Origin of the sequence: Serratia sp. G204Y (assembly GCF_051172435.1) — a bacterium.
GTDB lineage: Bacteria > Pseudomonadota > Gammaproteobacteria > Enterobacterales > Enterobacteriaceae > Serratia > Serratia sarumanii.
Map to the genome: position 1 here is coordinate 69,509 of NZ_JBPIZA010000004.1, position 25,893 is coordinate 95,401.

The 25,893-nt window shown below is 63.1% G+C and carries 20 protein-coding genes; 16 read left to right on the plus strand and 4 right to left on the minus strand.

From position 1 onward, the window contains the following. Positions 1–102 precede the first annotated feature (102 nt). Together yegD and ACSBQQ_RS18640 are read left to right on the plus strand one after the other, a co-directional pair. Positions 103–1,455 (plus strand): molecular chaperone, encoded by a 1,353-nt coding sequence (gene yegD / locus ACSBQQ_RS18635; protein WP_033648831.1) that lies wholly within the window; start codon positions 103–105, stop codon positions 1,453–1,455. Positions 1,456–1,506: 51 nt separating this feature from the next. Next, entirely contained in the window at positions 1,507–2,073 is a 567-nt protein-coding gene (locus tag ACSBQQ_RS18640; RefSeq protein WP_049213356.1) for a GNAT family N-acetyltransferase, read from the plus strand. On the opposite strand, the gene ACSBQQ_RS18645 is transcribed toward ACSBQQ_RS18640, so the two are convergent. Then, a complete protein-coding gene (locus ACSBQQ_RS18645; RefSeq protein WP_049213355.1) occupies positions 2,070–2,687 on the minus strand; it encodes a pyridoxamine 5'-phosphate oxidase family protein in 618 nt (205 codons plus the stop codon). The genes ACSBQQ_RS18640 and ACSBQQ_RS18645 overlap by 4 nt on opposite strands. A gap of 61 nt (positions 2,688–2,748) precedes the next feature. Beyond that, positions 2,749–3,702, minus strand: a complete 954-nt coding sequence (locus ACSBQQ_RS18650; protein WP_033648834.1) for an aldo/keto reductase — start codon at positions 3,700–3,702, stop codon at positions 2,749–2,751. 272 nt (positions 3,703–3,974) lie between these two features. Here ACSBQQ_RS18650 and ACSBQQ_RS18655 point away from each other — a divergent pair, with 272 nt between their 5' ends. From ACSBQQ_RS18655 to baeR, 6 genes are read left to right on the plus strand one after another with little or no spacing between them, the layout of a single operon-like run. After that, positions 3,975–5,228, plus strand: coding sequence for an MdtA/MuxA family multidrug efflux RND transporter periplasmic adaptor subunit (locus ACSBQQ_RS18655; protein ID WP_060428944.1), 1,254 nt, complete (start codon positions 3,975–3,977; stop codon positions 5,226–5,228). Beyond that, on the plus strand, positions 5,228–8,347 hold the full coding sequence (locus tag ACSBQQ_RS18660) for an MdtB/MuxB family multidrug efflux RND transporter permease subunit (protein WP_033648836.1): 3,120 nt from the start codon (positions 5,228–5,230) through the stop codon (positions 8,345–8,347). Before ACSBQQ_RS18655 ends, ACSBQQ_RS18660 begins: the two co-directional genes overlap by 1 nt. After that, positions 8,344–11,424 carry a multidrug efflux RND transporter permease subunit MdtC gene (gene mdtC / locus ACSBQQ_RS18665; RefSeq protein WP_047570975.1) on the plus strand — a complete coding sequence of 1,027 codons (3,081 nt, stop codon included), beginning with the start codon at positions 8,344–8,346 and terminating at the stop codon, positions 11,422–11,424. Before ACSBQQ_RS18660 ends, mdtC begins: the two co-directional genes overlap by 4 nt. 10 nt (positions 11,425–11,434) lie before the next feature. Further along, the gene (locus ACSBQQ_RS18670; protein ID WP_060428946.1) at positions 11,435–12,865 is read left to right on the plus strand and encodes an MFS transporter; all 1,431 of its coding nucleotides are present in this window, start codon (positions 11,435–11,437) and stop codon (positions 12,863–12,865) included. Then, entirely contained in the window at positions 12,862–14,244 is a 1,383-nt protein-coding gene (gene baeS, locus ACSBQQ_RS18675; RefSeq protein ID WP_033635541.1) for a two-component system sensor histidine kinase BaeS, read from the plus strand. The genes ACSBQQ_RS18670 and baeS overlap by 4 nt, the downstream gene beginning before the upstream one ends. Beyond that, the gene (gene baeR, locus ACSBQQ_RS18680) at positions 14,244–14,960 is read left to right on the plus strand and encodes a two-component system response regulator BaeR (RefSeq protein ID WP_033635542.1); all 717 of its coding nucleotides are present in this window, start codon (positions 14,244–14,246) and stop codon (positions 14,958–14,960) included. The genes baeS and baeR overlap by 1 nt, the downstream gene beginning before the upstream one ends. 7 nt (positions 14,961–14,967) lie before the next feature. Here baeR and ACSBQQ_RS18685 read toward each other — a convergent pair whose 3' ends face one another. Next, positions 14,968–15,357 carry a type II toxin-antitoxin system VapC family toxin gene (locus ACSBQQ_RS18685; RefSeq protein WP_041036282.1) on the minus strand — a complete coding sequence of 130 codons (390 nt, stop codon included), beginning with the start codon at positions 15,355–15,357 and terminating at the stop codon, positions 14,968–14,970. A gap of 3 nt (positions 15,358–15,360) precedes the next feature. Beyond that, the gene (locus ACSBQQ_RS18690) at positions 15,361–15,624 is read right to left on the minus strand and encodes an antitoxin (protein WP_004941563.1); all 264 of its coding nucleotides are present in this window, start codon (positions 15,622–15,624) and stop codon (positions 15,361–15,363) included. 339 nt (positions 15,625–15,963) lie between these two features. Between ACSBQQ_RS18690 and ACSBQQ_RS18695 the strand changes: the two genes are divergently transcribed. From ACSBQQ_RS18695 to ACSBQQ_RS18730, 8 genes are all read left to right on the plus strand, one after another. Beyond that, a complete protein-coding gene (locus ACSBQQ_RS18695; protein ID WP_033635544.1) occupies positions 15,964–16,302 on the plus strand; it encodes a YegP family protein in 339 nt (112 codons plus the stop codon). 180 nt (positions 16,303–16,482) lie between these two features. Next, entirely contained in the window at positions 16,483–17,835 is a 1,353-nt protein-coding gene (yegQ, locus tag ACSBQQ_RS18700) for a tRNA 5-hydroxyuridine modification protein YegQ (protein WP_033635545.1), read from the plus strand. A 465-nt stretch (positions 17,836–18,300) separates the two neighbouring features. Next, a complete protein-coding gene (gene yegS, locus ACSBQQ_RS18705) occupies positions 18,301–19,206 on the plus strand; it encodes a lipid kinase YegS (RefSeq protein WP_060428951.1) in 906 nt (301 codons plus the stop codon). Between the two features lie 166 nt (positions 19,207–19,372). Next, a complete protein-coding gene (manD, locus tag ACSBQQ_RS18710) occupies positions 19,373–20,587 on the plus strand; it encodes a D-mannonate dehydratase ManD (RefSeq protein ID WP_047570971.1) in 1,215 nt (404 codons plus the stop codon). 5 nt (positions 20,588–20,592) lie between these two features. Next, on the plus strand, positions 20,593–21,609 hold the full coding sequence (locus ACSBQQ_RS18715) for a Zn-dependent oxidoreductase (RefSeq protein WP_080377050.1): 1,017 nt from the start codon (positions 20,593–20,595) through the stop codon (positions 21,607–21,609). A 91-nt stretch (positions 21,610–21,700) separates the two neighbouring features. Beyond that, the gene (locus tag ACSBQQ_RS18720) at positions 21,701–22,990 is read left to right on the plus strand and encodes an MFS transporter (protein ID WP_033648844.1); all 1,290 of its coding nucleotides are present in this window, start codon (positions 21,701–21,703) and stop codon (positions 22,988–22,990) included. Positions 22,991–23,042: 52 nt separating this feature from the next. Next, complete coding sequence (locus ACSBQQ_RS18725; RefSeq protein ID WP_060428955.1) at positions 23,043–24,548, plus strand: mannitol dehydrogenase family protein; 1,506 nt, start codon at positions 23,043–23,045, stop codon at positions 24,546–24,548. Next, positions 24,529–25,860 (plus strand): MFS transporter, encoded by a 1,332-nt coding sequence (locus ACSBQQ_RS18730; RefSeq protein ID WP_033654553.1) that lies wholly within the window; start codon positions 24,529–24,531, stop codon positions 25,858–25,860. The genes ACSBQQ_RS18725 and ACSBQQ_RS18730 overlap by 20 nt, the downstream gene beginning before the upstream one ends. Positions 25,861–25,893: the final 33 nt, after the last annotated feature.

Sequence of the window (25,893 nt, forward strand, 5' to 3'; positions counted from 1 at the left end):
CGCGCCCGCTAAATTTTTCGACACTCGCGCATTGGCGCATTGCCCGCCGGCTCCGTCTCGGGTAAAGTCGCCCCCCTTCATTGGCATGGGGACAAAAAAGAGATGTTTATTGGATTCGACTACGGGACAGCCAACTGTTCCGTCGCGGTGATGCGCGACCACGGCCCCGAGCTACTGACGCTGGAAAACAACGAACCGTATCTGCCTTCGATGCTGTGCGCGCCGACCCGCGAAGCGGTGAGCGAATGCCTGCACCGCCATTGGCAGGTGCCGACCGGCAGCGAAGAAAACCAGCAGCTGCTGCGCCGCGCCATCAGTTACAACCGCGAAGAGGACATTCCGGTCAACGGCGACAGCGTGTTGTTCGGCCTGCAGGCGCTGGCGCACTACATGGAAGATCCGGAAGAGGTGTACTTCGTGCGCTCGCCGAAATCCTTCCTCGGCGCCAACGGCCTGAAGCCGCAGCAGATCGCGCTGTTCGAAGACCTGGTGTGCGCCATGATGTTCCACATCAAACGCCAGGCGGAAAACGTGCTGCAGACCGGTATCGAGCAGGCGGTGATCGGCCGGCCGATCAACTTCCAGGGCATCGGCGGCGAAGAGGCCAACCGGCAGGCGCAGGGCATTTTGCAGCGCGCCGCCGAACGCGCCGGTTTCAAAGCCATTGAATTCCAGTTCGAGCCGGTGGCGGCGGGGCTGGACTTCGAGGCGACGCTGAGCGAAGAGCAAACCGTGCTGGTGGTGGACATCGGCGGCGGCACCACCGACTGCTCGGTGCTGCTGATGGGGCCGCAGTGGCGCGACCGCGCCGATCGCCAGCAAAGCCTGCTGGGGCACAGCGGCTGCCGGGTCGGCGGTAACGATCTGGACATCATGCTGGCCTTCAAACAGTTGATGCCACTATTCGGCCTCGGCGGCGAAACCGCGAAAGGCATCGCCCTGCCGGCGCTGCCTTACTGGAACGCGGTGGCGACCAACGACGTGCCGGCGCAAAACGACTTCTACAGCGCCGCCAACGGCCGCGTGCTGCGCGATCTGATCCTCGACGCGGCGGAGCCGGAAAAGGTCAAACGCCTGCTGAAAGTGTACCAGCAGCGCCTGAGCTACCGACTGGTGCGCGCGGCCGAAGAGAGTAAGATAGCCCTGTCCGGCCAAACCGCCATCAGCGCGCCGCTCGGCTTCGTGCAGGCCGATCTGGCGGAGAGCATCAGCCAGGCTCAGCTCGCCGACGCCATCTCGCAGCCGTTGATGCGCATCCAGGAACAGGTCAGCGCCGCGCTGGCCAGCAGCCAGACCGCGCCGCAGGTGATCTACCTGACCGGCGGCAGCGCGCGCTCCCCCCTGCTGCGCGCCGCGCTGCAACAGCAGCTGCCTGGCATTCCGATCGTCGGCGGCAACGACTTCGGCTCGGTCACCGCCGGGCTGGCGCGCTGGGCGCAAACGCTGTTCCGTTGACAGCCCGCGGGCGCGGCTCGCCGCGCCCTTGCTCATTGGAGGCTATACATCATGTCAACCATCCTTACCCTCGACAGCGCCAGGCTGCGGCTGCGCCCCTGGCGCGACGAAGATCTGCCGGCCTTCGCTGCGCTTAACGCCGATCCGCAGGTGATGCGCTATTTCCCGGCGACGATGACGGCCGAGGAAAGCCGCGCGCAGGCCGAACGCATCCGCGCCTTCATGCAACAACATGGCTGGGGGCTATGGGCGGTGGAAGTGAAAGACAGCGCGCCCTTTATCGGGTTTGTCGGGCTGGCGCGGCCGAGCGACGATCTGCCCTGTTCCCCCTGCGTGGAGATTGGCTGGCGGCTGGCGGCGGCCCATTGGGGCAACGGCTACGCCGCTGAAGCGGCACGCGCGGCGCTGGCGTGCGCCTTCGACACGCTTCACTTGCCGGAAGTGGTGTCCTTCACCGCCGAAAACAACCAACCGTCGCGCCGGGTGATGACGCGCATCGGCATGCAATTTGACGGCGAAACCTTCCTGCACCCACGCCTGCCGGCGGGCCATCCGCTGCAAAAGCACGTCTTGTACCGGCTGAACCGGCAAACGTGGCGCGAACGCCGCGGCGATTAATACAGCGTATCCTTCAGCCGCTGCGGCAGCGCCTGGTCGTACTCCTCACCGTCGAAGCGCGTTTGGCTCACCGCGGCCAAGATATGGCCGGGGCTGGGCAGCGCCGAACGTTCGAGGCGGCTGCCCTCTTCCCAGAGTCCCGAACGCAAGATCGCCCGGCTGCACTGGAAAAACACCGCCTCCACCCGAATGCGCAGCACCGAACGCGGCAGCTGATTGCGGTGGGCGAAGCGCTGCAGCACCGCCGGCGCCACCACGATCTCCGCCCGCCCGTTAATCCGCAGCGTTTCGCCGATGCCGGGGATCAGCAGCAGCAGCGCCACCCGGTTGTCGTGCAGGATATTGCGCAGGCTGTCGATGCGGTTATTGCCGCGCCGATCCGGCAGCAGCAGGGTTTTCTCGTCTTCGATATGGATAAAACCGGCCGGATCGCCGCGCGGGGAGACATCCATGCCGTCCAGTCCGACCGTCGAGAGGGCGGCAAACGGCGCCGCCTCGATAAACGGACGGTACGCCGGGTGGATATAGCTGACTTCTTTAAACACCGAGGGCGCGGCGGGTTTGCCGTACAGCTGTTCCAGCGTCGCGAGGTCGTTGATGGTATCGCCAGACATTGCGGTTTCCTGAATAAGTCATATTGACCCCTTCAGCATAGAGCAAAATCGCCGGCGGCTCTTACTCAGCGCTGGCGTGGTTCAGCGTCTGAATGTCGTCCGCATCCAGCGTCAGGCGGGTGGCGCTGACCAACTCATCCAACTGCGGCAACGAGGTGGCGCTGACGATCGGCGCGGTGATGCTCGGGCGCGCAATCAGCCAGGCCAGCGAGACCTGCGCCGGGGAGCTGCCGTGCTTGCCCGCCACCTGATCCAGCGCCGCCAGAATGCGGAAACCGCGCGGGTTAAGGTAGCGTTCGACGATGCGATCGCCGCGCTGGCTTTTGCCCTCGTCCGCTTTGCTGCGGTATTTGCCGGTCAGGAAGCCGCTGGCCAGCGCGAAGAAGTTGATCACCCCGAGGCCATGGCGCTGCGCCACGCCTTCCAGCTCGGCCTCATACCCTTCGCGCGCATACAGGTTATATTCCGGCTGCAGGGTTTCGTAGCGCGCCAGCCCGTTGCTTTCGCTCACCCGCAGCGCTTCTTCCAGGCGATCCGCCTGATAGTTGGAGGCGCCAATCGCCCGCACCTTGCCGGCCTTGATCAGCGCATCGAACGCCGCCAGCGTCTCTTCCAGCGGCGTATCGCGGTCATCGTCGTGCGACTGGTAGAGATCGATATAATCGGTTTGCAGGCGGCGCAGCGAGTCCTCCACCGCCTGCTGAATATAGCGCGGCGACAGCCCCTGTTTGCCTTCGCCCATCGGTTTGCCCACCTTGGTGGCGATGATCACCTTGTCGCGCTTGCCGCTCTTCTTGAGCCATTCGCCGATGACGGTTTCCGATTCGCCGCCCCGGTTGCCCGGCGCCCAGCTGGAATAGACATCGGCGGTATCGATAAAGTTGAGCTGATTGTCCACCAACGCATCCAGCAGGCTGAAAGAGGTCGCTTGATCCGCCGTCCAGCCGAACACGTTGCCGCCGAAGGTCAACGCCGGCACCTGAATGCCCGAACGGCCCAGTTGTTTCTTGCTCATCACAAAGGCTCCATGGGTTAAATGATTTGCCTGTTAATTATTAGCGCCAAATGCAGGAAATCGTTAAAACGCATTGGCTATAAGCCGGAATAAATCACTTATAAACATAGCATGCTCAAATCACCCACTTATTAGGACAATGCTGACGGTTCCTCCATATTTCCTTCATTTTTATGCCGTCTTCGCTGGCTAAACTAGTATCCTGTAAGGAGTGTCATTTTTGTGGCAATGAGTGCCCGCGCCCCTGCCTTTTGGAGAGAATTTTCACCACCATGAATGCAAAACCCCAACGTCGTTCCCTGCTGCTGCGCCTGCTGGTTGCGGCGATTGCGATCATCGTCGCCGTTCTGGCCTGGCGCCATTTCAGCGCCGCCCAACCGGCCACCGGGACGACGCCGGGCGCGCACCAGGCCGCCGGTAAAACGGGAGCGGGCCGCGCGGCGGGCGGCAGACGCGGCGCGCCGATGTCGCCGGTGCAGGCGGCGACAGCCACCCGCCAGACGGTGCCGCGCTATCTTTCCGGCTTGGGCACCGCCACCGCCGCCAATACCGTGACCGTCACCAGCCGGGTCGATGGCCAACTGATGGCGATCCACTTTACCGAAGGCCAGCAGGTGAAAGCCGGCGATCTGCTGGCGGAGATCGATCCCCGGCCGTTCCAGGTTCAGTTGACCCAGGCCCAGGGGCAGTTGGCAAAAGATCAGGCCACGCTGGCCAACGCCCGGCGCGATCTGGCGCGCTATCAGCAGCTGGTGAAAACCAATCTGGTTTCCCGCCAGGAGCTGGATACGCAGGCCTCGCTGGTGCAGCAAACCGAAGGCGCGATCAAGGCCGATCAGGGCGCGGTCGACAGCGCCAAGCTGCAGATCACCTACAGCCGCATCACTGCGCCAATCGACGGCCGCGTCGGCCTGAAACTGGTCGACGTCGGCAACTATGTCACCAGCGGCAGCACCACCGGTCTGGTGGTGATCACGCAGACGCACCCGATCGACGTGGTGTTCACGCTGCCCGAAGGCAACATCGCCGATCTGCTCAAGGCGCAAAAAGCCGGGCCGGTGAGCGCCGAAGCCTGGGATCGCACCAACCAGAACAAGCTGACGACCGGTTCGCTGCTGAGCCTGGACAACCAAATTGATACCGCCACCGGCACCATCAAGCTGAAAGCGCGCTTCACCAACGAAGATGACGCGCTGTTCCCCAACCAGTTCGTCAACGCGCGGCTGCAGGTGGATACCCTGCACGATGCGGTGGTTATCCCGACCGCCGCGCTGCAGATGGGCAACGAGGGCAACTTCGTCTGGACGCTCGGCGAAGACAACAGGGTCAGCAAACATCGGGTCACCGCCGGCGTGCAGGACAGCCGGCAGGTGGTGATCAGCGCCGGCCTCAACGCCGGCGATCGGGTGGTGACCGACGGCATCGATCGCCTGACCGAAGGCATGCAGGTGGAAGTGCTCGCGCCGAGCGAAGCGCCGGCGGCGGCCAACGCCAAGCGCGAACCTGACGTTCAGAGGAAGTCCTGATGCAGGTGATGCCTCCCAACGCCGGCGGCGGTCCGTCCCGCCTGTTTATTCTGCGTCCGGTCGCCACCACGCTGCTGATGGTGGCGATATTGCTGGCGGGGATTATCGGCTATCGCGCGCTGCCGGTGTCCGCCCTGCCGGAGGTGGATTACCCCACCATCCAGGTGGTGACGCTGTATCCCGGCGCCAGCCCGGACGTGGTGACCTCCGCCATTACCGCGCCGTTGGAACGCCAGTTCGGCCAGATGTCCGGCCTCAAACAAATGGCGTCGCAAAGCTCCGGCGGCGCCTCGGTGGTCACACTGCAGTTCCAGCTGGCGCTGCCGCTCGACGTCGCGGAGCAGGAAGTGCAGGCGGCGATCAACTCCGCCACCAACCTGCTGCCGACCGATCTGCCCTACCCGCCGATCTACAGCAAGGTTAACCCGGCCGATCCGCCGATCCTGACGCTGGCCGTGACCTCCACCGCCATGCCGATGACGCAGGTGGAAGACATGGTGGAAACCCGCGTGGCGCAAAAAATTTCTCAGGTGACCGGCGTCGGCCTGGTGACGCTGGCCGGCGGCCAACGCCCGGCGGTGCGCGTAAAATTGAACGCCGCGGCGGTCGCCGCCTATGGCCTGAACAGTGAAACCATCCGCGCCGCCATCAGCAACGCCAACGTCAACTCGGCGAAAGGCAGCCTGGACGGCCCGACCCGCTCGGTCACCCTGTCCGCCAACGACCAAATGAAATCTGCCGACGACTATCGCCAGCTGATCGTCGCCTATCAGAACGGCGCGGCGATCCGCCTGCAGGATATCGCCACCATTGAACAAGGGGCGGAAAACACCCGGCTGGCGGCCTGGGCCAACAAGCAACAGGCGATCGTGCTGAACATTCAGCGCCAGCCCGGCGTCAACGTCATCACCACCGCCGACAGCATCCGCGAAATGCTGCCGACGCTGATTAAAAGCCTGCCCAAGTCGGTCGACGTCAAGGTGCTGACCGATCGCACCACCACCATCCGCGCCTCGGTCAGCGACGTGCAGTTCGAGCTGCTGCTGGCGATCGCGCTGGTGGTGATGGTGATCTACGTGTTCCTGCGCAACGTGCCGGCGACCATTATCCCCAGCGTGGCGGTGCCGCTGTCGCTGGTCGGCACCTTCGCCGCCATGTACTTCCTCGGCTTCTCCATCAACAACCTGACGCTGATGGCGCTGACCATCGCCACCGGCTTCGTGGTGGACGACGCCATCGTGGTGATCGAGAACATCTCGCGCTACATCGAGAAAGGGGAAAAACCGCTCGACGCCGCGCTGAAAGGCGCCGGCGAGATCGGCTTCACCATCATCTCGCTGACCTTCTCGCTGGTGGCGGTGCTGATCCCGCTGCTGTTCATGGGCGACATCGTCGGCCGCCTGTTCCGCGAGTTCGCCGTCACGCTGGCGGTGGCGATTTTGATCTCCGCCGTGGTGTCGCTGACGCTGACGCCGATGATGTGCGCGCGCATGCTCAGCCACGAATCGCTGCGCAAGCAGAACCGGTTTTCCGCCGCCTCCGAGCGCTTTTTCGACCGGGTGATCGCGCGATACGGCCAGTGGCTGAAAACGGTGCTTAACCATCCCTGGCTGACGCTCGGCGTGGCCGTCGGCACCCTGGCGCTGACGGTATTGCTGTACCTGCTGATCCCGAAAGGCTTCTTCCCGGTGCAGGACAACGGCATCATTCAGGGCACGCTGGAAGCGCCGCAGAACGTCTCGTTCAGCAATATGGCCGAGCGCCAGCAGCAGGTCGCGGCGCAGATCCTCAAAGATCCGGCGGTGGAGAGCCTGACCTCGTTCGTCGGCGTCGACGGCAGCAACGCCACGCTCAACAGCGGCCGGCTGCAGATCAACCTGAAACCGCTGAGCGAACGCAGCGAGCGCATTCCGGCGATCATCAGCCGCCTGCAGCAGCAAACGGCGCAGTTCCCAGGCGTGAAGCTGTATCTGCAGCCGGTGCAGGATCTGACCATCGATACCCAGGTCAGCCGCACCCAGTACCAGTTCACCCTGCAGGCGATGTCGCTGGACGATCTCAGCCTGTGGGTGCCGCAGCTGATGGATGAGCTGAAGCAAACCCCGCAGCTGGCGGACGTCACCAGCGACTGGCAGGATCAGGGGCTGGTGGCCTACGTCAACGTCGATCGCGATTCGGCCTCCCGCCTCGGGGTCACCATGAGCGACGTGGACAATGCGCTGTACAACGCGTTCGGCCAGCGCCTGATCTCCACCATCTACACCCAGGCCAACCAATACCGCGTGGTGCTGGAGCACGACGTCAGCGCGACGCCAGGGCTGGCGGCGCTCAATGAGATCCGTCTGAGCGGCAACGACGGCGCCGTGGTGCCGCTGAGCGCCATCGCCAAAATCGAAGAGCGCTTCGGCCCGCTGTCGGTCAACCATCTCGACCAGTTCCCGTCGGCCACCGTTTCGTTCAACGTCGCCGACGGCTACTCGCTCGGCGAGGCGGTGGACGCGGTCACCCAGGCGGAAGAAAATCTCAACATGCCGAGGGACATCACCACCCAATTCCAGGGGGCGACCCTGGCCTTCCAGGCGGCGCTCGGCAGCACGCTGTGGCTGATTTTAGCGGCGGTGGTGGCGATGTACATCGTGCTGGGCGTGCTGTATGAAAGCTTCATTCATCCGGTCACCATCCTCTCCACCCTGCCGACCGCCGGGGTCGGCGCGCTGCTCGCGCTGATGATGGCCGGCAGCGAGCTGGACGTGATCGCCATCATCGGCATCATCCTGCTGATCGGCATCGTGAAGAAGAACGCCATCATGATGATCGACTTCGCGCTGGCGGCGGAACGCGAGCAGGGCTTATCGCCGCGCGACGCCATCTATCAGGCCTGCCTGCTGCGTTTTAGGCCGATCCTGATGACCACGCTGGCGGCCTTGCTCGGCGCGCTGCCGCTGATGCTGAGCACCGGCGTCGGCGCGGAGCTGCGGCATCCGCTTGGCGTCTGTATGGTCGGCGGTTTGATCATGAGCCAGATCCTGACGCTGTTCACCACGCCGGTGATCTACCTGCTGTTTGACAAACTGGCGCGCAACACGCATCGCCAGCCGGATACGCAGGAGCTACAGTGAAATTCTTCGCCCTGTTCATTCACCGGCCGGTGGCCACCACCCTGCTGACGCTGGCCATCGCCATCAGCGGCGCGATCGGCTTTCGCCTGCTGCCGGTGTCGCCGCTGCCGCAGGTGGACTTTCCGGTGATTTCGATCAGCGCGTCGCTGCCGGGCGCCTCGCCGGAAACCATGGCGTCCTCGGTGGCGACGCCGCTGGAGCGCGCGCTGGGCCGCATCGCCGGGGTTAACGAAATGACCTCGATGAGCTCGCTCGGCAGTACCCGGGTCATTTTGCAGTTCGATCTCGATCGCGACATCAACGGCGCCGCGCGCGATGTGCAGGCGGCGATCAACGCCGCGCAAAGCCTGCTGCCGACCGGCATGCCGAGCCGCCCCAGCTACCGCAAGGTCAACCCTTCCGACGCGCCGATCATGATCCTGACGCTGACCTCGGACACCTACAGCCAGGGGCAGCTTTACGATTTCGCCTCCACCCAGCTGGCGCAGAAGATCAGCCAGACCGAGGGCGTCGGCGACGTTTCCGTGGGCGGTAGTTCACTGCCGGCGGTGCGGGTGGAGCTGAACCCTTCGGCGCTGTTCAATCAGGGCGTGTCGCTGGACACCGTACGGCAGGCCATCGCCAACGCCAACGTGCGCCGCCCGCAGGGCGCCGTGGAAAACCCGCAGCAGCGCTGGCAGATCCAGGCCAACGACGCGCTGAAAACCGCCGAGGCCTACCGTCCGCTGATCGTTCATTACAACAACGGCTCGGCGGTGCGTTTGGCCGACGTGGCCGAGGTCAACGACTCGGTGCAAGACGTGCGCAACGCCGGGATGACCGACGCCAAACCGGCGATCATTCTGGCCATCAGCCGCGCGCCGGACGCCAACATCATCGAAACCGTCGATCGCATTCGCGCCGAACTGCCCGCCCTGCAGGAGAATATCCCGGCCTCGATTAAACTCAGCGTCGCGCAGGATCGTTCGCCGACCATTCGCGCGTCGCTGGCCGAGGTGGAACAGTCGCTGGCGATCGCCATCGGGTTGGTGATCCTGGTGGTGTTCATCTTCCTGCGCTCCGGGCGCGCCACGCTGATCCCGGCGGTCGCCGTGCCGGTGTCGCTGATCGGCTCGTTCGCCGCCATGTATCTGTGCGGGTTCAGCCTCAACAACCTGTCGCTGATGGCGCTGACCATCGCCACCGGCTTTGTGGTGGACGACGCCATCGTGGTGCTGGAAAACATTTCCCGCCACGTCGAGGCCGGCATGAAACCGATCAACGCCGCGCTGCTGGGCGCGCGGGAAGTCGGCTTCACCGTGCTGTCGATGAGCGTTTCGCTGGTGGCGGTGTTTATCCCGCTGCTGTTGATGGAAGGCCTGCCGGGCCGGCTATTCCGCGAGTTCGCCGTCACCCTGTCGGTATCGATCGGGCTGTCGCTCATCGTCTCGCTGACGCTCACGCCGATGATGTGCGCCTACCTGCTGCGCCACCAGCCGCCGCGTTCGCAGCGGCGGGCGCGCGGCTTCGGCAAAATGCTGCTGGCGCTGCAGCAGGGCTACGGACGCTCGCTGAACTGGGTGCTCGGCCACTCGCGCTGGGTGCTGGCGGTGTTCCTCGCCACCCTTGCGCTCAACGTCTGGCTGTATATCAGCATCCCGAAAACCTTCTTCCCGGAACAGGATACCGGGCGCCTGATGGGCTTTATCCAGGCCGACCAAAGCATTTCGTTCCAGGCGATGCGCGGCAAACTGGAAGACTTCATGAAAATCGTGCGCGAAGATCCGGACGTGGAAAACGTCACCGGTTTTACCGGCGGCTCGCGCACCAACAGTGGTTCGATGTTCATCTCACTGAAACCCCTGTCGGTACGCAGCGACGACGCGCAGAAAGTGATCGCCCGCCTGCGCGCTCGCCTGGCCAAAGAACCGGGTGCCAGCCTGTTTCTGATGGCGGTGCAGGATATCCGCGTCGGCGGCCGGCAGGCCAACGCCAGCTACCAATACACGCTGCTGGCGGACGATCTCGCCGCGCTGCGCGAATGGGAGCCGAAGATCCGCACCGCGCTGGCCGCATTGCCCGAGCTGGCGGACGTCAACTCGGATCAGCAGGATAAAGGCTCGGAAATGGATCTGGTCTACGATCGCGAAACCATGGCGCGCCTCGGCATTTCGGTGTCCGACGCCAACAACCTGCTGAACAACGCCTTCGGCCAGCGGCAGATTTCGACCATCTATCAACCGCTTAACCAATACAAAGTCGTGATGGAAGTGGCGCCGCCCTACACCCAGGACGTGAGCTCGCTGGACAAAATGTTCATCATCAACAGCGAAGGCAAGGCGATACCGCTCTCCTACTTCGCCAGTTGGCGGCCGGCCAACGCGCCGCTGTCGGTCAACCATCAGGGGCTGTCCGCCGCCTCGACCATCTCCTTTAACCTGCCGGACGGCGGCAGCCTGTCGGACGCCACCGCCGCGGTAGAGCGCACCATGACTCAGCTCGGCGTGCCGTCTACGGTACGCGGCGCGTTCGCCGGCACCGCCCAGGTATTCCAGGACACCCTGAAGTCGCAGCTGATCCTGATCCTGGCGGCTATCGCCACGGTCTATATCGTGCTCGGCGTGCTGTATGAGAGCTATATCCATCCGCTGACCATCCTTTCCACGCTGCCTTCCGCCGGCGTGGGCGCGCTGCTGGCGCTCGAGCTGTTCGGCGCGCCGTTCAGCCTGATCGCGCTGATCGGCATCATGCTGCTGATCGGCATCGTGAAGAAAAACGCCATCATGATGGTCGACTTCGCGCTCGAGGCGCAGCGCAACGGCGGCATCAGCGCCCGCGAGGCGATTTTCCAGGCCAGCCTGCTGCGTTTCCGGCCGATCATGATGACCACGCTGGCGGCGTTGTTCGGCGCGCTGCCGCTGGTGCTGACCAGCGGCGACGGCGCGGAGCTGCGCCAGCCGCTCGGCATCACCATCGCCGGCGGCCTGGTAATGAGCCAGCTGCTGACGCTGTACACCACCCCGGTGGTCTACCTTTACTTCGACCGGCTGCAGGCGAAGTTCCGCCGCAACAAGCAACTGGCCCCGCTGCCGCATTAATGGCCGACAGATGCTGATAAAACACGCCGCCACGGTACGCTGGCAACTCTGGATAGTGGCATTCGGCTTCTTTATGCAGACGCTGGATACCACTATCGTCAACACCGCCCTGCCCTCGATGGCCGCCAGCCTGGGGGAGAACCCGCTGCGCATGCAGTCGGTGATCGTCTCCTATGTGCTGACGGTGGCGGTGACGCTGCCGGCCAGCGGCTGGCTGGCGGACAAGATCGGCGTACAGCGGGTGTTTTTCAGCGCCATCCTGCTGTTCACCCTCGGCTCCCTCCTCTGCGCCCGTTCGGAAACCCTGAACGAGCTGATCGCCTCGCGCGTGCTTCAGGGCATCGGCGGCGCGATGATGGTGCCGGTCGGGCGCCTGACGGTGATGAAGATCGTGCCGCGCGAGCAGTACATGGCGGCGATGACCTTCGTGACGCTGCCGGGGCAAATCGGCCCGCTGATGGGGCCGGCGCTGGGTGGCTTCCTGGTGCAATACGCCAGCTGGCATTGGATTTTCCTGATCAACATTCCGGTGGGCATCGTTGGCGCCATCGCCACGCTGCTGCTGATGCCCAACTACCAAATGCAGACCCGCCGCTTCGATCTCAGCGGCTTTATCCTGCTGGCGATCGGCATGGCGTCGCTGACGCTGGCGCTCGACGGCCACAAGGGCATGGGGCTGTCCGGCGGCGCCATCGCCGGCCTGGTGGCGCTGGGCGTAGCGGCGCTGTTGGGGTATGTTTGGCATGCCTACGGCAATAGCCGCGCCCTGTTCTCGCTGCGGCTGCTGCGCACCCCGACTTACAAGATCGGGCTGCTGGCCAGCCTGCTGGGGCGCATCGGCAGCGGCATGCTGCCGTTCATGACGCCGCTGTTTCTGCAGGTCGGCATGGGCTTCAGCCCATTCCACGCCGGGCTGATGATGATCCCGATGATCATCGGCAGCATGGGCATGAAACGCATCGTGGTGCAGGTGGTCAACCGCTTCGGCTACCGTAACGTGCTGGTGGCCGCCACGCTGCTGCTGGCGCTGGTCAGCCTGAGCTTCCTGCTGGCGGCGATGCTCGGCTGGCTGTGGCTGCTGCCGGTGGTGCTGTTCTTCCAGGGGATGGTCAACTCGCTGCGCTTCTCGGCGATGAACACCCTGACGCTGAAAGATCTGCCTGACAGGCTGGCCAGCAGCGGCAACAGCCTGTTATCGATGGTCATGCAGCTGTCGATGAGCCTTGGCGTCAGCGTCGACGGCATCTTGATCGGCAGCTTCGCCCATCATCAGGTGGTGGCCGATAGTCCGGCCATTCACAGCGCATTTATTTACAGCTACTGCTGTATGGCGTTGATTATCGCTCTGCCCGCGCTGGCCTTCGCGCGCGTGCCGGCCGATAGCGCGCCCAACCGCACGCTGACCAAAGAGCCGGGTACCGGCTCAACGAGGTTGCAATGAGGATAGGCATTACCGGGAAACTGTTCCTGGCCATTTTCGCTACCTGCATGCTGGTGTTGATCACCATGCATTGGGGGGTGCGCGTCAGCTTTGAGCGCGGCTTTATCGATTACATCAAGAGCAGCAACGAGCAACGCATCAACATGCTGAGCGAAGCGCTGGAGGAACAGTACAGCCACCATGGCAACTGGATATTCCTGCGCAACAACGATCAGGTGGTCTACCAGATCATGCGCTCGTTCGAGCAGAACAGCGACAGCAGCCACAATCTGCCGCCCAAGGGCTGGCGCACCCAGTTTTGGGTGGTGGACAGCCAGTTCAATCGTTTGGTCGGGCATTCTGGCCCCCTGCCGAAAGAGGGGCCGCGCCACCCGATCCGCTACAACAACCAGATCGTCGGCTGGGTGCTCACCACCCCGGTCGAGCGCCTGACGCGCAATACCGACATCAACTTCGATCGCCAGCAGCGGCGCACCAGTTGGATTATCGTCGCGCTCTCCACCCTGCTGGCGGCGGCGGTGACCTGGCTGCTGTCGCGCGGCATGCTGGCCCCGGTCAAGCGTCTGGTGGCGGGCACCCACCGCCTGGCGGCGGGCGATTTCACCACCCGCGTGGCGGTCAGCAGCCAGGATGAACTGGGCCGGCTGGCGCACGACTTCAACCAGCTGGCCACCTCGTTGGAAAAAAACGAGCAGATGCGCCGCGCCTTTATGGCCGACGTATCGCACGAGCTGCGCACGCCTCTGGCGGTGCTGCGCGGCGAACTGGAAGCGCTGCAGGACGGCGTGCGCCAGCCGACGCCGGCGTCGCTCAGCTCGCTGCAGGCCGAGGTATCCACCTTGACCAAACTGGTCGACGATCTGCACCAGCTGTCGCTCTCCGATCTCGGCGCGCTGGCCTATCGCAAATCGTCGGTGGACTGCGTACACCTGCTGCAGATCGCCGTCGCCGCCTTTCGCGAACGCTTCCGCGCCAAAGGGCTGGAGATCGTCACCCATCTGCCGCCCCAGGCGCCGCTGTTCGGCGATCCCGATCGCCTGAACCAGCTGTTCAATAACCTGCTGGAAAACAGCCTGCGTTACACCGACGCCGGCGGCCGGCTGGAGATCGGCGCCGAGCTGCAGCCGGGGCGGCTGCTCCTCTACTGGCAGGACAGCGCGCCGGGCATCAGCGATCAGCAACTGACGCGCATTTTCGAACGTTTCTACCGGGCGGAAGGTTCACGCAACCGCGCCAGCGGCGGTTCCGGGCTCGGGCTGGCGATCTGCCACAACATCGTGGAAGCGCACGACGGGAAAATCCGCGCCGAGCATTCGCCTTTAGGCGGCGTGCGCATTACAGTAGAATTTGCTACCCCGATAAAAAATAAGGCGCCCTGATGGACATTCAGAATCAACCCGTGCAGATCATGATTGTTGAAGATGAGCCCAAGCTGGGCCAGCTGCTGGTGGATTATCTGCAGGCGGCGGGCTACGCCACCCGCTGGCTGACCAACGGCAACGAGGTGGTGCCGACCGTGCACCAGCATCCGCCGGCGCTGATCTTGCTCGACCTGATGCTGCCGGGCGCCGACGGGCTGACGGTGTGCCGCGAGCTGCGCCGCTTCAGCGACGTTCCGATCGTGATGGTGACGGCGAAAATCGAAGAGATTGACCGCCTGCTGGGGCTGGAGATCGGCGCCGACGATTACATCTGCAAACCCTACAGCCCGCGCGAAGTGGTGGCGCGGGTGAAAACCATCCTGCGCCGCAGCTATCGGCCGCAGGAGAGCGCGCGGGAAGATGACCTGCTGCACATCGATGAACCGCGCTTCCAGGCCAGCTATCAGGGGCAGTTGCTGGATCTGACGCCGGCGGAATTCCGCCTGCTGAAAACGCTGGCCAGCCAGCCGGGCAACGTATTTTCTCGCGAGCAGCTGCTGAACAACCTGTACGACGACTACCGGGTGGTCACCGACCGCACCATCGACAGCCACATCAAAAACCTGCGCCGCAAGCTGGAACTGATCGACGGGGAAAAATCCTTTATCCGCTCGGTATACGGCGTGGGCTACCGCTGGGAAGCCGAGCCCTGCCGGCTGGTGAATGGGGTTTAGGGGGAAATCAGCGCGTCCAGTCTTCAACCGCCAACCCGGGCACCATGGCGAATGCGCGATCGTTGGTCACCAGCGTCGCGCCACGGCTCTGCGCGTGCGCGGCGATCAGTTGATCCAGCGCGCCCATGATTTTGCCTTTTTTCTCCATGTTCGCGCGCATTTCACCGTAGCAGCGGGCGGCCTCGCTATCCCATGCATAGACCGTCACCGCGGCAAGAAAGGCCTCGACCATGCTTTGCAACGCCTTGTTCCGCCGTTTAGCCACACCGTAAAGCAGTTCCGCCTCCGTGACGCTGGAAATACATACGGCAGAAGGCGGGAGCTTTTCCATGACGTTAAGCACCTGCGGATGCTGCCGAAACAAGTGGCTGACGGTGTTGGTATCAAACATGTACATCGCCTACTCTTCCTCTGAGAATGGATCGCGGTCTGCAACCCCTTGCTGACGATCTTCCGCGCCAAGAAACTCTTGCGGCACCGGCGTTTGGGCGATAATGCTCAGCAGCGGTGCCCAGCTGTCCGGCTTTGCCGGATATTTGGATAAAATCACGTTGCCCTCCCGATCGCGACGGATATAGACACGATCCGTATCAAATTCAAATTCCACCGGTAACCTCACCGCCTGATTTCTGCCGTTTTTAAACAGCTTTGCGATTCTTTCCATCTCGACAACCTCCACAGCAGGCATAGGCCAAAGCATATGCCTGTAGCGTGTCGATGCCAAGATGTATCGCTCATTTTTCATCCATATTGACGAAACGGCCAAACCGTAACGCACAATCTCACGGGGTGAAACCCTGTTCCCCTTGTTATGCGGCGCACTGCGCAATCACCGCGCCTTCCCTTAGCTTCCCGTGCGGCGCCAGGTTCACCGAATGAAAACTCCGCGCCGGCGCAAAAAAACTGCGCATTTTTTCGACTAAGCTGCTGTGAGGTTTAGCCGCCGATTTTCAAGCGATTGGCTACACTTACATCACGAATCGGAACCTACAGGAGAAGAACCATGGCAATCGGTCATTATGAGCTGAAAAAAGCAAAGAACGGGCAGTACCACTTCAACCTGAAAGCCAGTAACGGCGAGAGCATTCTGGCCAGCGAAATGTACGCCAGCAAAGCCTCGGCGGAGAACGGCATCGCTTCGGTGCAGACCAATTCACCGCACGAAGCGCAGTACGAACTGAAGCACAGCGCCAGCAATCAGCCCTATTTTGTGCTGAAGGCAAAGAACCATCAGGTGATCGGCGTCAGCGAAATGTACAGCTCCGAAAGCGCCGCCAAAAACGGTATCCAATCGGTGATGAAAAACGGCCCGACCACCGATATCCGCGATTTGAGCGCCTGATCTTTCCCTTTCTCCCGCGCGGTGGCCCGCCGCCGCGCATTTTCCGTTTGACCAAGATCAATCTCCCCTGAATAAATCCGGTTAACTGCTGATTTCTTGCCGCGCTGCGGCTACAATTCCCCGCTTTTACTGCGCCATCAGGTGGCGTGGTGCTGACCTGAAATCAGACCGAGACACACTATGTTTACACCGGAACTTCTCTCCCCGGCCGGAACGCTGAAAAACATGCGTTACGCCTTCGCGTACGGCGCCGATGCGGTTTACGCCGGCCAGCCGCGCTACAGCCTGCGGGTGCGCAACAACGAGTTCAACCACGAGAATCTGGCGCAGGGCATCAATGAAGCCCATGCGCTGGGCAAAAAATTCTACGTGGTGGTAAACATCGCCCCGCACAACGCCAAGCTGAAAACCTTCCTGCGCGATCTGAAGCCGGTTATCGATATGGGCCCGGATGCGCTGATCATGTCCGATCCCGGCCTTATCATGATGGTGCGCGAAGCCTTCCCGCAGATGGATATCCACCTGTCGGTGCAGGCCAACGCCGTTAACTGGGCGACGGTGAAGTTCTGGCAGCAAATGGGCCTGACCCGCGTGATCCTCTCGCGCGAACTGTCGCTGGAAGAGATCGCCGAGATCCGCGCCGAAGTGCCGGACATGGAGCTGGAGATCTTCGTGCATGGCGCGCTGTGCATGGCCTACTCCGGCCGCTGCCTGCTGTCCGGCTACATCAACAAGCGCGATCCCAACCAGGGCACCTGCACCAACGCCTGCCGCTGGCAGTACAAAGCGGAAGAAGGCAAAGAGGACGACACCGGCAATATCGTGCACCTGCACGAGCCGATCCCGGTGCAAACCGTCGAGCCGACGTTGGGCATCGGCGCGCCGACCGACAAGGTGTTCATGCTGTCTGAAGCGCAAAAGCCAGGCGAATATATGAGCGCCTTCGAAGATGAACACGGCACCTATATCATGAACTCCAAGGATCTGCGCGCCATCCAGCACGTGGAGCGTCTGACGCAGCTCGGCGTGCACTCGCTGAAGATCGAAGGCCGCACCAAATCCTTCTACTACTGCGCCCGCACCGCCCAGGTCTACCGCCGCGCCATCGACGACGCGGCCGCCGGCAAACCCTTCGATCCGACTCTGCTTACCACGCTGGAAGGCCTGGCGCACCGTGGCTACACCGAAGGCTTCCTGCGCCGCCACGTGCACGAAGCGCAGCAGAATTACGACTACGGCTCCTCGCTCTCCGAGCGCCAGCAGTTCGTCGGCGAATTCACCGGCGTGCGCCGCGATGGCTGGGCGGAAGTCGACGTGAAGAATAAGTTCGCGCTCGGCGACAGCGTCGAGATGATGACGCCGGGCGGCAACGTGGTGTTCACCCTCGAGAGCATGCAAAATAAGAAAGGCGAGCCGATTGAGGTGGCGCCGGGCAACGGCCATATCGTTTATTTGCCGATCCCGCAGGATATCGATCTCAATTATGCGTTGCTGATCCGCAATTTGGCGGAAGAAAATAGCGCCGGGGCATAAAAATGAATCGCCGTCATTCGGCGGCGATTTTTAGCAAATATTAGAATTGGATCACATCAATGTGCGCGCAGCTTGGTTACTATCACGCTGCTTAAAACGAACAACGAAAATATTTGCATAGCAATACTAGGAACCACCTCCTTAGCCGGCCCAATCTCCCTTGGGCTGGCTTTTTCTTTATGGGTGCGCCTATTTTTTCGCCGCGCCGATTTCCATAACTTATTCCCGTTATCCGTTTTAATAATAATAATCACGTCGCCTCGATATATAAATAACGCTACAGCGATTAATCCTCTCGTCTTTAAAACCTGGCTTATTTCCGGGTAAAATTCAGATAAATTCGCCTTGTTTCTTATTCACTGAACGCCGGGAAATAACCAGAATTAGCTGAATATTCTGATGGCCTGGTGGCGGCAGCTGGTTTATCTTGAGGCATTCTTGGTTTTCCGCCGGAGGATATCGGCAATGCCTCAACACTCACATGCGCCCGCCCTGCTTATCATCAACGGCAAAGGCGCCGGTAACGAAGAGCTGCGTCAGGTGGTAAAACGCCTGCGCGCAGAGCAAATCACGCTGCACGTGCGCGTGACCTGGGAGCACGGCGACGCCGCGCGCTATGTCGCGGAAGCCACGCAGCTCGGCGTCGGCACCGTCGTCGCCGGCGGCGGTGACGGCACTATCAACGAAGTGGCCGCCGCGCTGGTGCAACTGCCGGCGCACAACCGGCCGGCGCTGGGCATCCTGCCGCTCGGCACCGCCAACGACTTCGCCATGGCCTGCAACATCCCCCCTTCGCCGGAACAGGCGCTGCAGTTGGCGATCAAGGGCCGCTCGGTGCCGATCGATCTGGCGAAGGTCAACGGCGAGCGCTACTTCATCAACATGGCCACCGGCGGCTTCGGCACCCGCATCACCACCGAAACGCCGGAGAAGCTGAAGGCGGCTCTCGGCGGCGTGTCCTACTTCGTGCACGGCTTGCTGCGCATGGATACGCTGCAGGCCGACCGCTGTGAAATCCGTGGGCCGGACTTCCGCTGGGCCGGCGAGGCGCTGGTGATCGGCATCGGCAACGGCAAACAGGCCGGCGGCGGCCAGGAGCTGTGCCCCAGCGCGCTGATCAACGACGGCCTGCTGCAGCTGCGCCTGCTGATCGCCGATGAGCTGCTGCCGGCGCTGGTCGCCGCCCTGTTCAACGACGAAGAGAGCAACAGCATCCTCAGCGCGGCGCTGCCGTGGCTCGAGATCGACGCGCCGCATGAGATGACCTTCAACCTCGACGGCGAACCGCTCAAGGGCCGCCATTTCCGCATCGAAGTGCTGCCGCAGGCCATCGAATGCCGCCTGCCGCCTAACTGCGCCCTGCTGGGCTGACCTTGTCGGGCGCAGCCGCTGCGCCCCGTTTCTTCCCCCGTTTACCCGCTTCCGCTCGCGATCAAATGTGATCCTCTCCGGCAAATTCATCAAATCATACTTGTATGGTAGTTAGCTCATGACGTATTTTCGCGCTATCTCTCCGCAGCTACAGGATGTGAAGGTTATGAAAATCGTCAACGCCGAGGTGTTCGTCACCTGCCCGGGGCGCAATTTTGTCACGCTGAAAATCACCACCGATGACGGCATCGTCGGCCTCGGTGACGCCACGTTGAACGGGCGCGAATTGCCGGTGGCCTCTTACCTGAAAGATCACCTCTGCCCGCAGCTGATTGGCCGCGACGCGCAGCGGATCGAAGACCTCTGGCAATTCTTCTACAAAGGCGCTTACTGGCGGCGCGGCCCGGTGACCATGTCGGCCATTTCCGCTGTCGACATGGCGCTGTGGGACATCAAGGCTAAGGCCGCCAACATGCCGCTGTATCAGCTGTTGGGCGGCGCCTCGCGCTCTGGTGTGATGGTGTATTGCCACACCACCGGCCACTCGATCGACGAGGTGCTCGACGACTACGCCAAACATAAAGAACAAGGCTTCAAGGCGATCCGCGTTCAATGCGGCGTGCCGGGTATGAAAACCACCTACGGCATGGCCAAGGGCAAAGGCCAGGCCTATGAGCCGGCCACCAAGGGCGACTGGCCGGAAGAGCAGCTGTGGTCGACGGAAAAATACCTCGATTTCACCCCCAAACTGTTCGACGCGGTGCGCAACAGGTTCGGCTTCAACGAACATCTGCTGCACGACATGCACCACCGCCTGACGCCGATCGAAGCGGCGCGCTTCGGCAAAAGCGCCGAACCGTATCGCCTGTTCTGGATGGAAGATCCGACGCCGGCGGAAAATCAGGCCTGTTTCCGCCTGATCCGCCAGCATACCGTCACGCCGATCGCCGTCGGCGAGGTGTTCAACAGTATCTGGGACTGCAAACAGCTGATCGAAGAACAGCTGATCGACTACATCCGCACCACCCTGACGCACGCGGGTGGCATTACCGGCATGCGGCGCATCGCCGACTTCGCCTCGCTGTATCAGGTGCGCACCGGCTCCCACGGCCCTTCCGATCTGTCGCCGATCTGCATGGCGGCGGCGCTGCATTTCGATCTGTGGGTGCCGAATTTCGGCGTGCAGGAATACATGGGCTATTCCGAGCAGATGCTCGAGGTGTTCCCACACAGCTGGACGTTCGACGACGGCTATATGCACCCGGGCGACAAGCCGGGCATCGGCATCGAGTTCGATGAGAAGCTGGCGGCGCGTTATCCGTATGAACCGGCCTACCTGCCGGTCGCGCGTCTGGAGGATGGCACCTTATGGAACTGGTAAACACCATGCGCAGCGTCGTGATCGAACAGCCCGGGCGCCTGGCGCTGCAGACGCGCGCGCTGCCGCAGCCGGCGGCCGGCGAGGTGCGGGTCAAGGTGAAATTCGCCGGCATCTGCGGCTCCGACGTCCATATCTATCACGGCCATAACCCGTTCGCCCGCTATCCGCGGGTGATCGGCCACGAGTTCTTCGGCCTGATCGATGCGCTGGGCAAAGGCGTCGATCCAGCGCGCCTCGGTGAACGCGTCTCGGTAGATCCGGTGGTGAGCTGCGGCCACTGCTATCCCTGTTCGGTCGGCCGCCCCAACGTCTGCACCTCGCTGCAGGTGATCGGCGTGCACCGCGACGGCGGCTTCAGCGACTACGCCTGCGTGCCGGCGCGCAACGCCTATCCGATTCCGCTCGTCATCAGCGATCGCCACGCCGCGATGATCGAACCCTTCAGCATCGCCGCCAACATTACCGCCCATCTGCAACCGCGCCCCGAAGACACCGCGCTGATCTACGGCGCCGGGCCGATGGGGCTCACGGTGATCCAGACGCTGAAAGGCGTGTACGGCGTCAAGCAGGTGTGGGTCGTCGATCGCATCGCCGAACGGCTGGACATGGCGCGCGCCAACGGCGCCGACGAGACGTTCAACAACGCCGAGGCCGCATTGCCGCAGATGCTGCAGCAGCGCGGCATTCAGCCGACGCTGATCGTCGATGCCGCCTGCCACCCCGCCATTTTGCCGGAGGCGATCAATCTGGCCTCGCCGGCGGCGCGCATCGGCATCATGGGCTTTTCCGGCGACGCCTGCACGCTAACCCAGCAGAGCATCACCAGCAAGGAGCTGTCGATCTTCTCCTCGCGCCTGAACAGCGCGCGCTTCCCGCAGGTGATCGGCTGGATGGCGGACGGCAAGCTAGAGCCGCAGCGGCTGCTCACCCACTGCGTGCCCGCCGCCGACGTCGAACGGGCGATGTTGATGTTCGAGCGGGATCAGCGCACCTGCTGCAAGGTGCTGCTGCAGTTCGAGTAACGCCAAGGCAGCATCGGGGCATTGGGCGGCACCCGCCGCCCGTGCAAACAACGAAGCATCACGATTAAAACGACACCCAGTGGAGCGCTTTATGTTTAAAAACCTGCGTTGGACCATCGTGTTCCTGCTGTTCATGGTCTACATGATCAACTACCTCGACCGCGTGGCGCTGTCGATCACCGTGCCAATGATCGAACAGGATCTGATGCTGAACGCCGAACAGTTCGGCCTGATCTTCGGCAGCTTCTTCTTCGGCTACGCCATCTTCAACTTCGTCGGCGGGCTGGCGGTCGACCGTTTCGGCCCGACGCTGGTGCTGGGCGTGGCGGTCGGTCTGTGGTCTATCTTCTGCGGCATGACGGCGATCGCCACCGGTTTTTACTCGATGCTGATCTTGCGCATCCTGTTCGGCATGGCCGAAGGGCCGATCTGCGCCTCGGCCAACAAGATGATCAACGGCTGGTTCCCGAAGAAGCAGGCGGCGACCGCCATGGGCCTGCTCAGCGCCGGTTCGCCTTTGGGCGGCGCGGTGGCCGGGCCGATCGTCGGCTATCTGGCGCTGGCGTTCGGCTGGCGACCGGCGTTTATGATCATCTGCGCCATCGGCATCGTCTGGATGCTGGTGTGGTTCTTCGTGGTGGCGGATAACCCGGCGAAAAGCCAGCGCGTCAGCGCCGAAGAACGGGCGCTGATCGCGCGGCTGAAACAGGAAAACCTCGGCGAGGAAAGCGCGCTGAGCGACGCCGCGCACGGGCTGGGTTACTACCTGAAGCAGCCGATCATTCTGGTCACCGCCTTCGCCTTCTTCTGCTACAACTACATTCTGTTCTTCTTCCTGAGCTGGTTCCCCTCGTATCTGGTGCAGGCGCACAACCTGAACATCAAAGAGATGAGCCTGACCACGATGATCCCGTGGATCGTCGGCTTCGTCGGGCTGGCGCTCGGCGGCTATATTTCCGACAAGATCTTCAACATCACCGGCAAATTGCTGCTGTCGCGCAAGATCGTGCTGGTCACCAGCCTGCTGGCGGCGGCGGTGTGCGTGGCGTTGGCGGGCACCGTCAGCAGCGTGGTGCCGGCAGTGATGCTGATGTCGGTGTCAATCTTCTTCCTTTACATCACCGGCGCTCTCTACTGGGCGATCATCCAGGACGTGGTGCATAAATCCCGGGTCGGCGGCGCCAGCGGGTTCATTCATTTGATCGGCAGCGTCTCCGGCATCATCGGGCCGATCGTCACCGGCTACATCGTGCAGAACACCGGCAAATTCGACAGCGCCTTTATGCTGGCGGGCGGCGTCGCCGCGCTGGGCGCGCTGCTGGTGCTGCTGGTGATCAAGGCGCCGCGCGCGACGGCGGGCGTGCAAATCTTAAAACCATAACGCCAGGCGGGGCGGCTTCGCCCCTTTGCTTACCTCTCCAGGGACATTGAACATGAGACTTTCCGATCACAGCGCGCTGCCGGCCGCCGTTCTCCGGCCCGGTTACGCACGTGAGCGCGTGAAACCGCGCATGGTGCATATCGGCTTCGGCGCGTTTCACCGCGCGCACCAGGCGATGTACGCCGACAGGCTGGCCAGCGAACACGGCAGCGACTGGGGCTACTGCGAAATCAGCATGCAGCACGGCCGGCAAAAGATCGCCGACCTGCAGCAACAGGATCTGCTGTTCTCGGTGGCAGAGATGGACGACGACGGCTTGCGGGGCCGGGTCATCGGCGTGGTGCGCCAGGCGCTGCACCTGCAAACCGACGGGCTGGCGGCGGTGCTGGCGGCCCTGACGCAGCCTGAGATCGCCATCGTCTCGCTGACCATCAGCGAAAAGGGCTATTGCCACCACCCTGCCAGCGGCCGGCTGATGGCGGAACACCCGGCGATCGCGCATGATATCGCTCACCCGGCGCAGCCACAGTCGGCGCCGGGGCTGCTGTTGGCGGCGCTGCGCCTGCGCCGCGAACGCGGGCTGCCGCCGTTCGCCGTGATGTCCTGCGACAATATGCCGGCCAACGGCCGGGTCACGCGTCAGGTGCTGCTCGACCTGGCGCAGCGGCAGGATCCGGCGCTGGCCGACTGGGTGCGTCAAGCGGTCGCCTTCCCTTCCACCATGGTGGATCGCATCGTGCCGGCGATGACGCAGGAAGCCCGCGGGCAGCTCCATGCTTGGTTGGGCGGCGTCGAGGATGAGGTCGGCGTGGCCTGCGAGCCGTTCAGCCAGTGGGTCATTGAGGATCGCTTTCCCCAGGGGCGCCCGGCCTGGGAAAAAGTCGGCGCCGAGCTGGTGAGCGACGTGCTGCCGTACGAGGAGATGAAGCTGCGCATGCTGAACGGCAGCCATTCGTTCCTCGCCTACCTCGGCTATTTGGCCGGTTATCAGCACATCGGCGACTGCATGCAGGATGCGGATTTTGTCCGCGCCGCCCGTCACCTGATGCTGGCGGAACAGGCACCGACCCTGCAGGTGCCGAACGTCGATTTGGCGCAGTATGCCGACTCGCTGCTGCGGCGTTTCCGCAACCGCGCGCTGAAGCACCGCACCGCACAGATCGCCGTGGACGGCACGCAAAAGCTGCCGCAGCGGCTGCTGGACGCGATCCGCTGGCATCTGGCGCATGGCAGCCGCTTCGACTGCCTGGCGCTGGGCGTCGCCGGCTGGATGCGCTACGTCGGCGGCCGCGATGAGCAAGGCGCGCCGATCGACATCAGCGATCCGCTGCGCGACCCCATCGCCGCGTTGGTCGCCGGCAGCGAGGAAGGCCGGCCCCGCGTCCTGGCGCTGCTGCAGCTCGACAGCGTCTTCGGCCAGGATCTGCCCGACTCGCCTGACTTCGTCCGCGCCGTCAGCCACGCTTATCATCAACTGCTGAGCCTGGGGGCCAAAGCCGCCGTCGCCGCTCTGCCGCTTACCGACCGGGAGGTTTCCGATGACCGTCACCACGCATAACGCCGTCAATACCGGCAATCAACCGCTGCTGCGGCGCGTCGCCAGCGCTTCGGCCATCGGCACCGCCGCCGAGTATTATGATTTCTTCGCCTACGGCACCGCCGCGGTGCTGTTCTTCGGCCAGCTGTTTTTCCCCAGCGCCGATCCGCTGATCAGCACGCTGGCGGCCTTCGCCACCTACGCGGTCGGTTTCCTGGCGCGCCCGCTGGGCGGCATCGTGTTCGGCCACATCGGCGACAAGGTCGGCCGCAAGAAGGCGCTGGTGATCACCATCCTGATCGTCGGCCTCGGCACCTTCTGCATCGGCCTGCTGCCCACCTATGAGCAGATCGGCATCTGGGCGCCGCTCGCGCTGATCTTTATCCGCGTGCTGCAGGGCTTCGGCGTCGGCGGCGAACAGGCCGGCGCGGTGCTGATGACCGCCGAATACGCGCCGCCGCCGCGGCGCGGCTTCTACGCCAGCTGGGTACAGATCGGCGCGCCCGCCGGTTTCCTGCTGCCATCGGGGCTGTTCGCGCTGCTGACCGCCGTGCTGTCGCCGGCGCAGATGCTGGACTGGGGCTGGCGCATTCCGTTCCTGCTCAGCCTGCTGCTGGTGATCGTCGGGCTGTTTATTCGCCTGAAGATCGACGAGTCGCCGGTGTTTACCCAGATCCGTGCCACCAAGGCGGTGGAGAGCCGGCCGGTGGTGGAAGTAGCCCGCCGCTATCCCGGCCTTATCGGCAAAGGGGTGTGCGCCAAGCTGATTGAAGCCTGCGCCTTCGCCATGTTCACGGTGATCGTGCTGGCCTACGGCAAGGCCAATCATCTCAACGAAAGCATTCTGCTGGAGGCGATGATCGTGGCGGTGCTGCTGGAGATTTTCGCCATTCCGCTGATGGGCCGCCTCTCCGATCGGGTTGGGCGAAAACCGGTATACATCGCCGGCGCGCTGCTGCAGGTGGCGTGCATTGTGCCGTTCTTTATGGCGATCAACCTCGATAATTTCTGGGTGACGCAGATCGCCATGATCGTGGTGCTGACCTTCGGCCACAGTATGTGCTACGCGCCGCAGGCCTCCTACTTCCCGGAGCTGTTCCCCACCCGCGTGCGCTGCAGCGGCATCGCGCTGATCTGGCAGATCGGCTCGCTGATCGGCAGCGGCATTCTCGGGCTGTTGGCGGTGAAGATCCTGCAGGTGACCGGCGGCCACTACTACGGGCTGGCGGGTTACATGATGGTGCTGGGCGTGGTGTCGGCCATCGGCCTGAGCCTGATGCCGGAAACCGCGCCAGGGCGGCGCAAGCAGGAATATCAGGATTGGCATCACTGAGTTACCCTGCCCGGCGGGTGGATTTATCCACCC

Coding starts and splice junctions, on each gene's coding strand:
- baeS (WP_033635541.1), top strand. CDS start 12,862: ATGAGGATAGGCATTACCGGGAAACTGTTCCTGGCCATTTTCGCTACC.
- yegQ (WP_033635545.1), top strand. CDS start 16,483: ATGTTTACACCGGAACTTCTCTCCCCGGCCGGAACGCTGAAAAACATG.
- ACSBQQ_RS18670 (WP_060428946.1), top strand. CDS start 11,435: ATGCTGATAAAACACGCCGCCACGGTACGCTGGCAACTCTGGATAGTG.
- baeR (WP_033635542.1), top strand. CDS start 14,244: ATGGACATTCAGAATCAACCCGTGCAGATCATGATTGTTGAAGATGAG.
- ACSBQQ_RS18715 (WP_080377050.1), top strand. CDS start 20,593: ATGCGCAGCGTCGTGATCGAACAGCCCGGGCGCCTGGCGCTGCAGACG.
- ACSBQQ_RS18730 (WP_033654553.1), top strand. CDS start 24,529: ATGACCGTCACCACGCATAACGCCGTCAATACCGGCAATCAACCGCTG.
- ACSBQQ_RS18640 (WP_049213356.1), top strand. CDS start 1,507: ATGTCAACCATCCTTACCCTCGACAGCGCCAGGCTGCGGCTGCGCCCC.
- ACSBQQ_RS18720 (WP_033648844.1), top strand. CDS start 21,701: ATGTTTAAAAACCTGCGTTGGACCATCGTGTTCCTGCTGTTCATGGTC.
- manD (WP_047570971.1), top strand. CDS start 19,373: ATGAAAATCGTCAACGCCGAGGTGTTCGTCACCTGCCCGGGGCGCAAT.
- ACSBQQ_RS18660 (WP_033648836.1), top strand. CDS start 5,228: ATGCAGGTGATGCCTCCCAACGCCGGCGGCGGTCCGTCCCGCCTGTTT.
- ACSBQQ_RS18650 (WP_033648834.1), bottom strand. CDS start 3,702: ATGAGCAAGAAACAACTGGGCCGTTCGGGCATTCAGGTGCCGGCGTTG.
- ACSBQQ_RS18690 (WP_004941563.1), bottom strand. CDS start 15,624: ATGGAAAGAATCGCAAAGCTGTTTAAAAACGGCAGAAATCAGGCGGTG.
- ACSBQQ_RS18695 (WP_033635544.1), top strand. CDS start 15,964: ATGGCAATCGGTCATTATGAGCTGAAAAAAGCAAAGAACGGGCAGTAC.
- ACSBQQ_RS18655 (WP_060428944.1), top strand. CDS start 3,975: ATGAATGCAAAACCCCAACGTCGTTCCCTGCTGCTGCGCCTGCTGGTT.
- yegD (WP_033648831.1), top strand. CDS start 103: ATGTTTATTGGATTCGACTACGGGACAGCCAACTGTTCCGTCGCGGTG.
- ACSBQQ_RS18645 (WP_049213355.1), bottom strand. CDS start 2,687: ATGTCTGGCGATACCATCAACGACCTCGCGACGCTGGAACAGCTGTAC.
- ACSBQQ_RS18685 (WP_041036282.1), bottom strand. CDS start 15,357: ATGTACATGTTTGATACCAACACCGTCAGCCACTTGTTTCGGCAGCAT.
- ACSBQQ_RS18725 (WP_060428955.1), top strand. CDS start 23,043: ATGAGACTTTCCGATCACAGCGCGCTGCCGGCCGCCGTTCTCCGGCCC.
- yegS (WP_060428951.1), top strand. CDS start 18,301: ATGCCTCAACACTCACATGCGCCCGCCCTGCTTATCATCAACGGCAAA.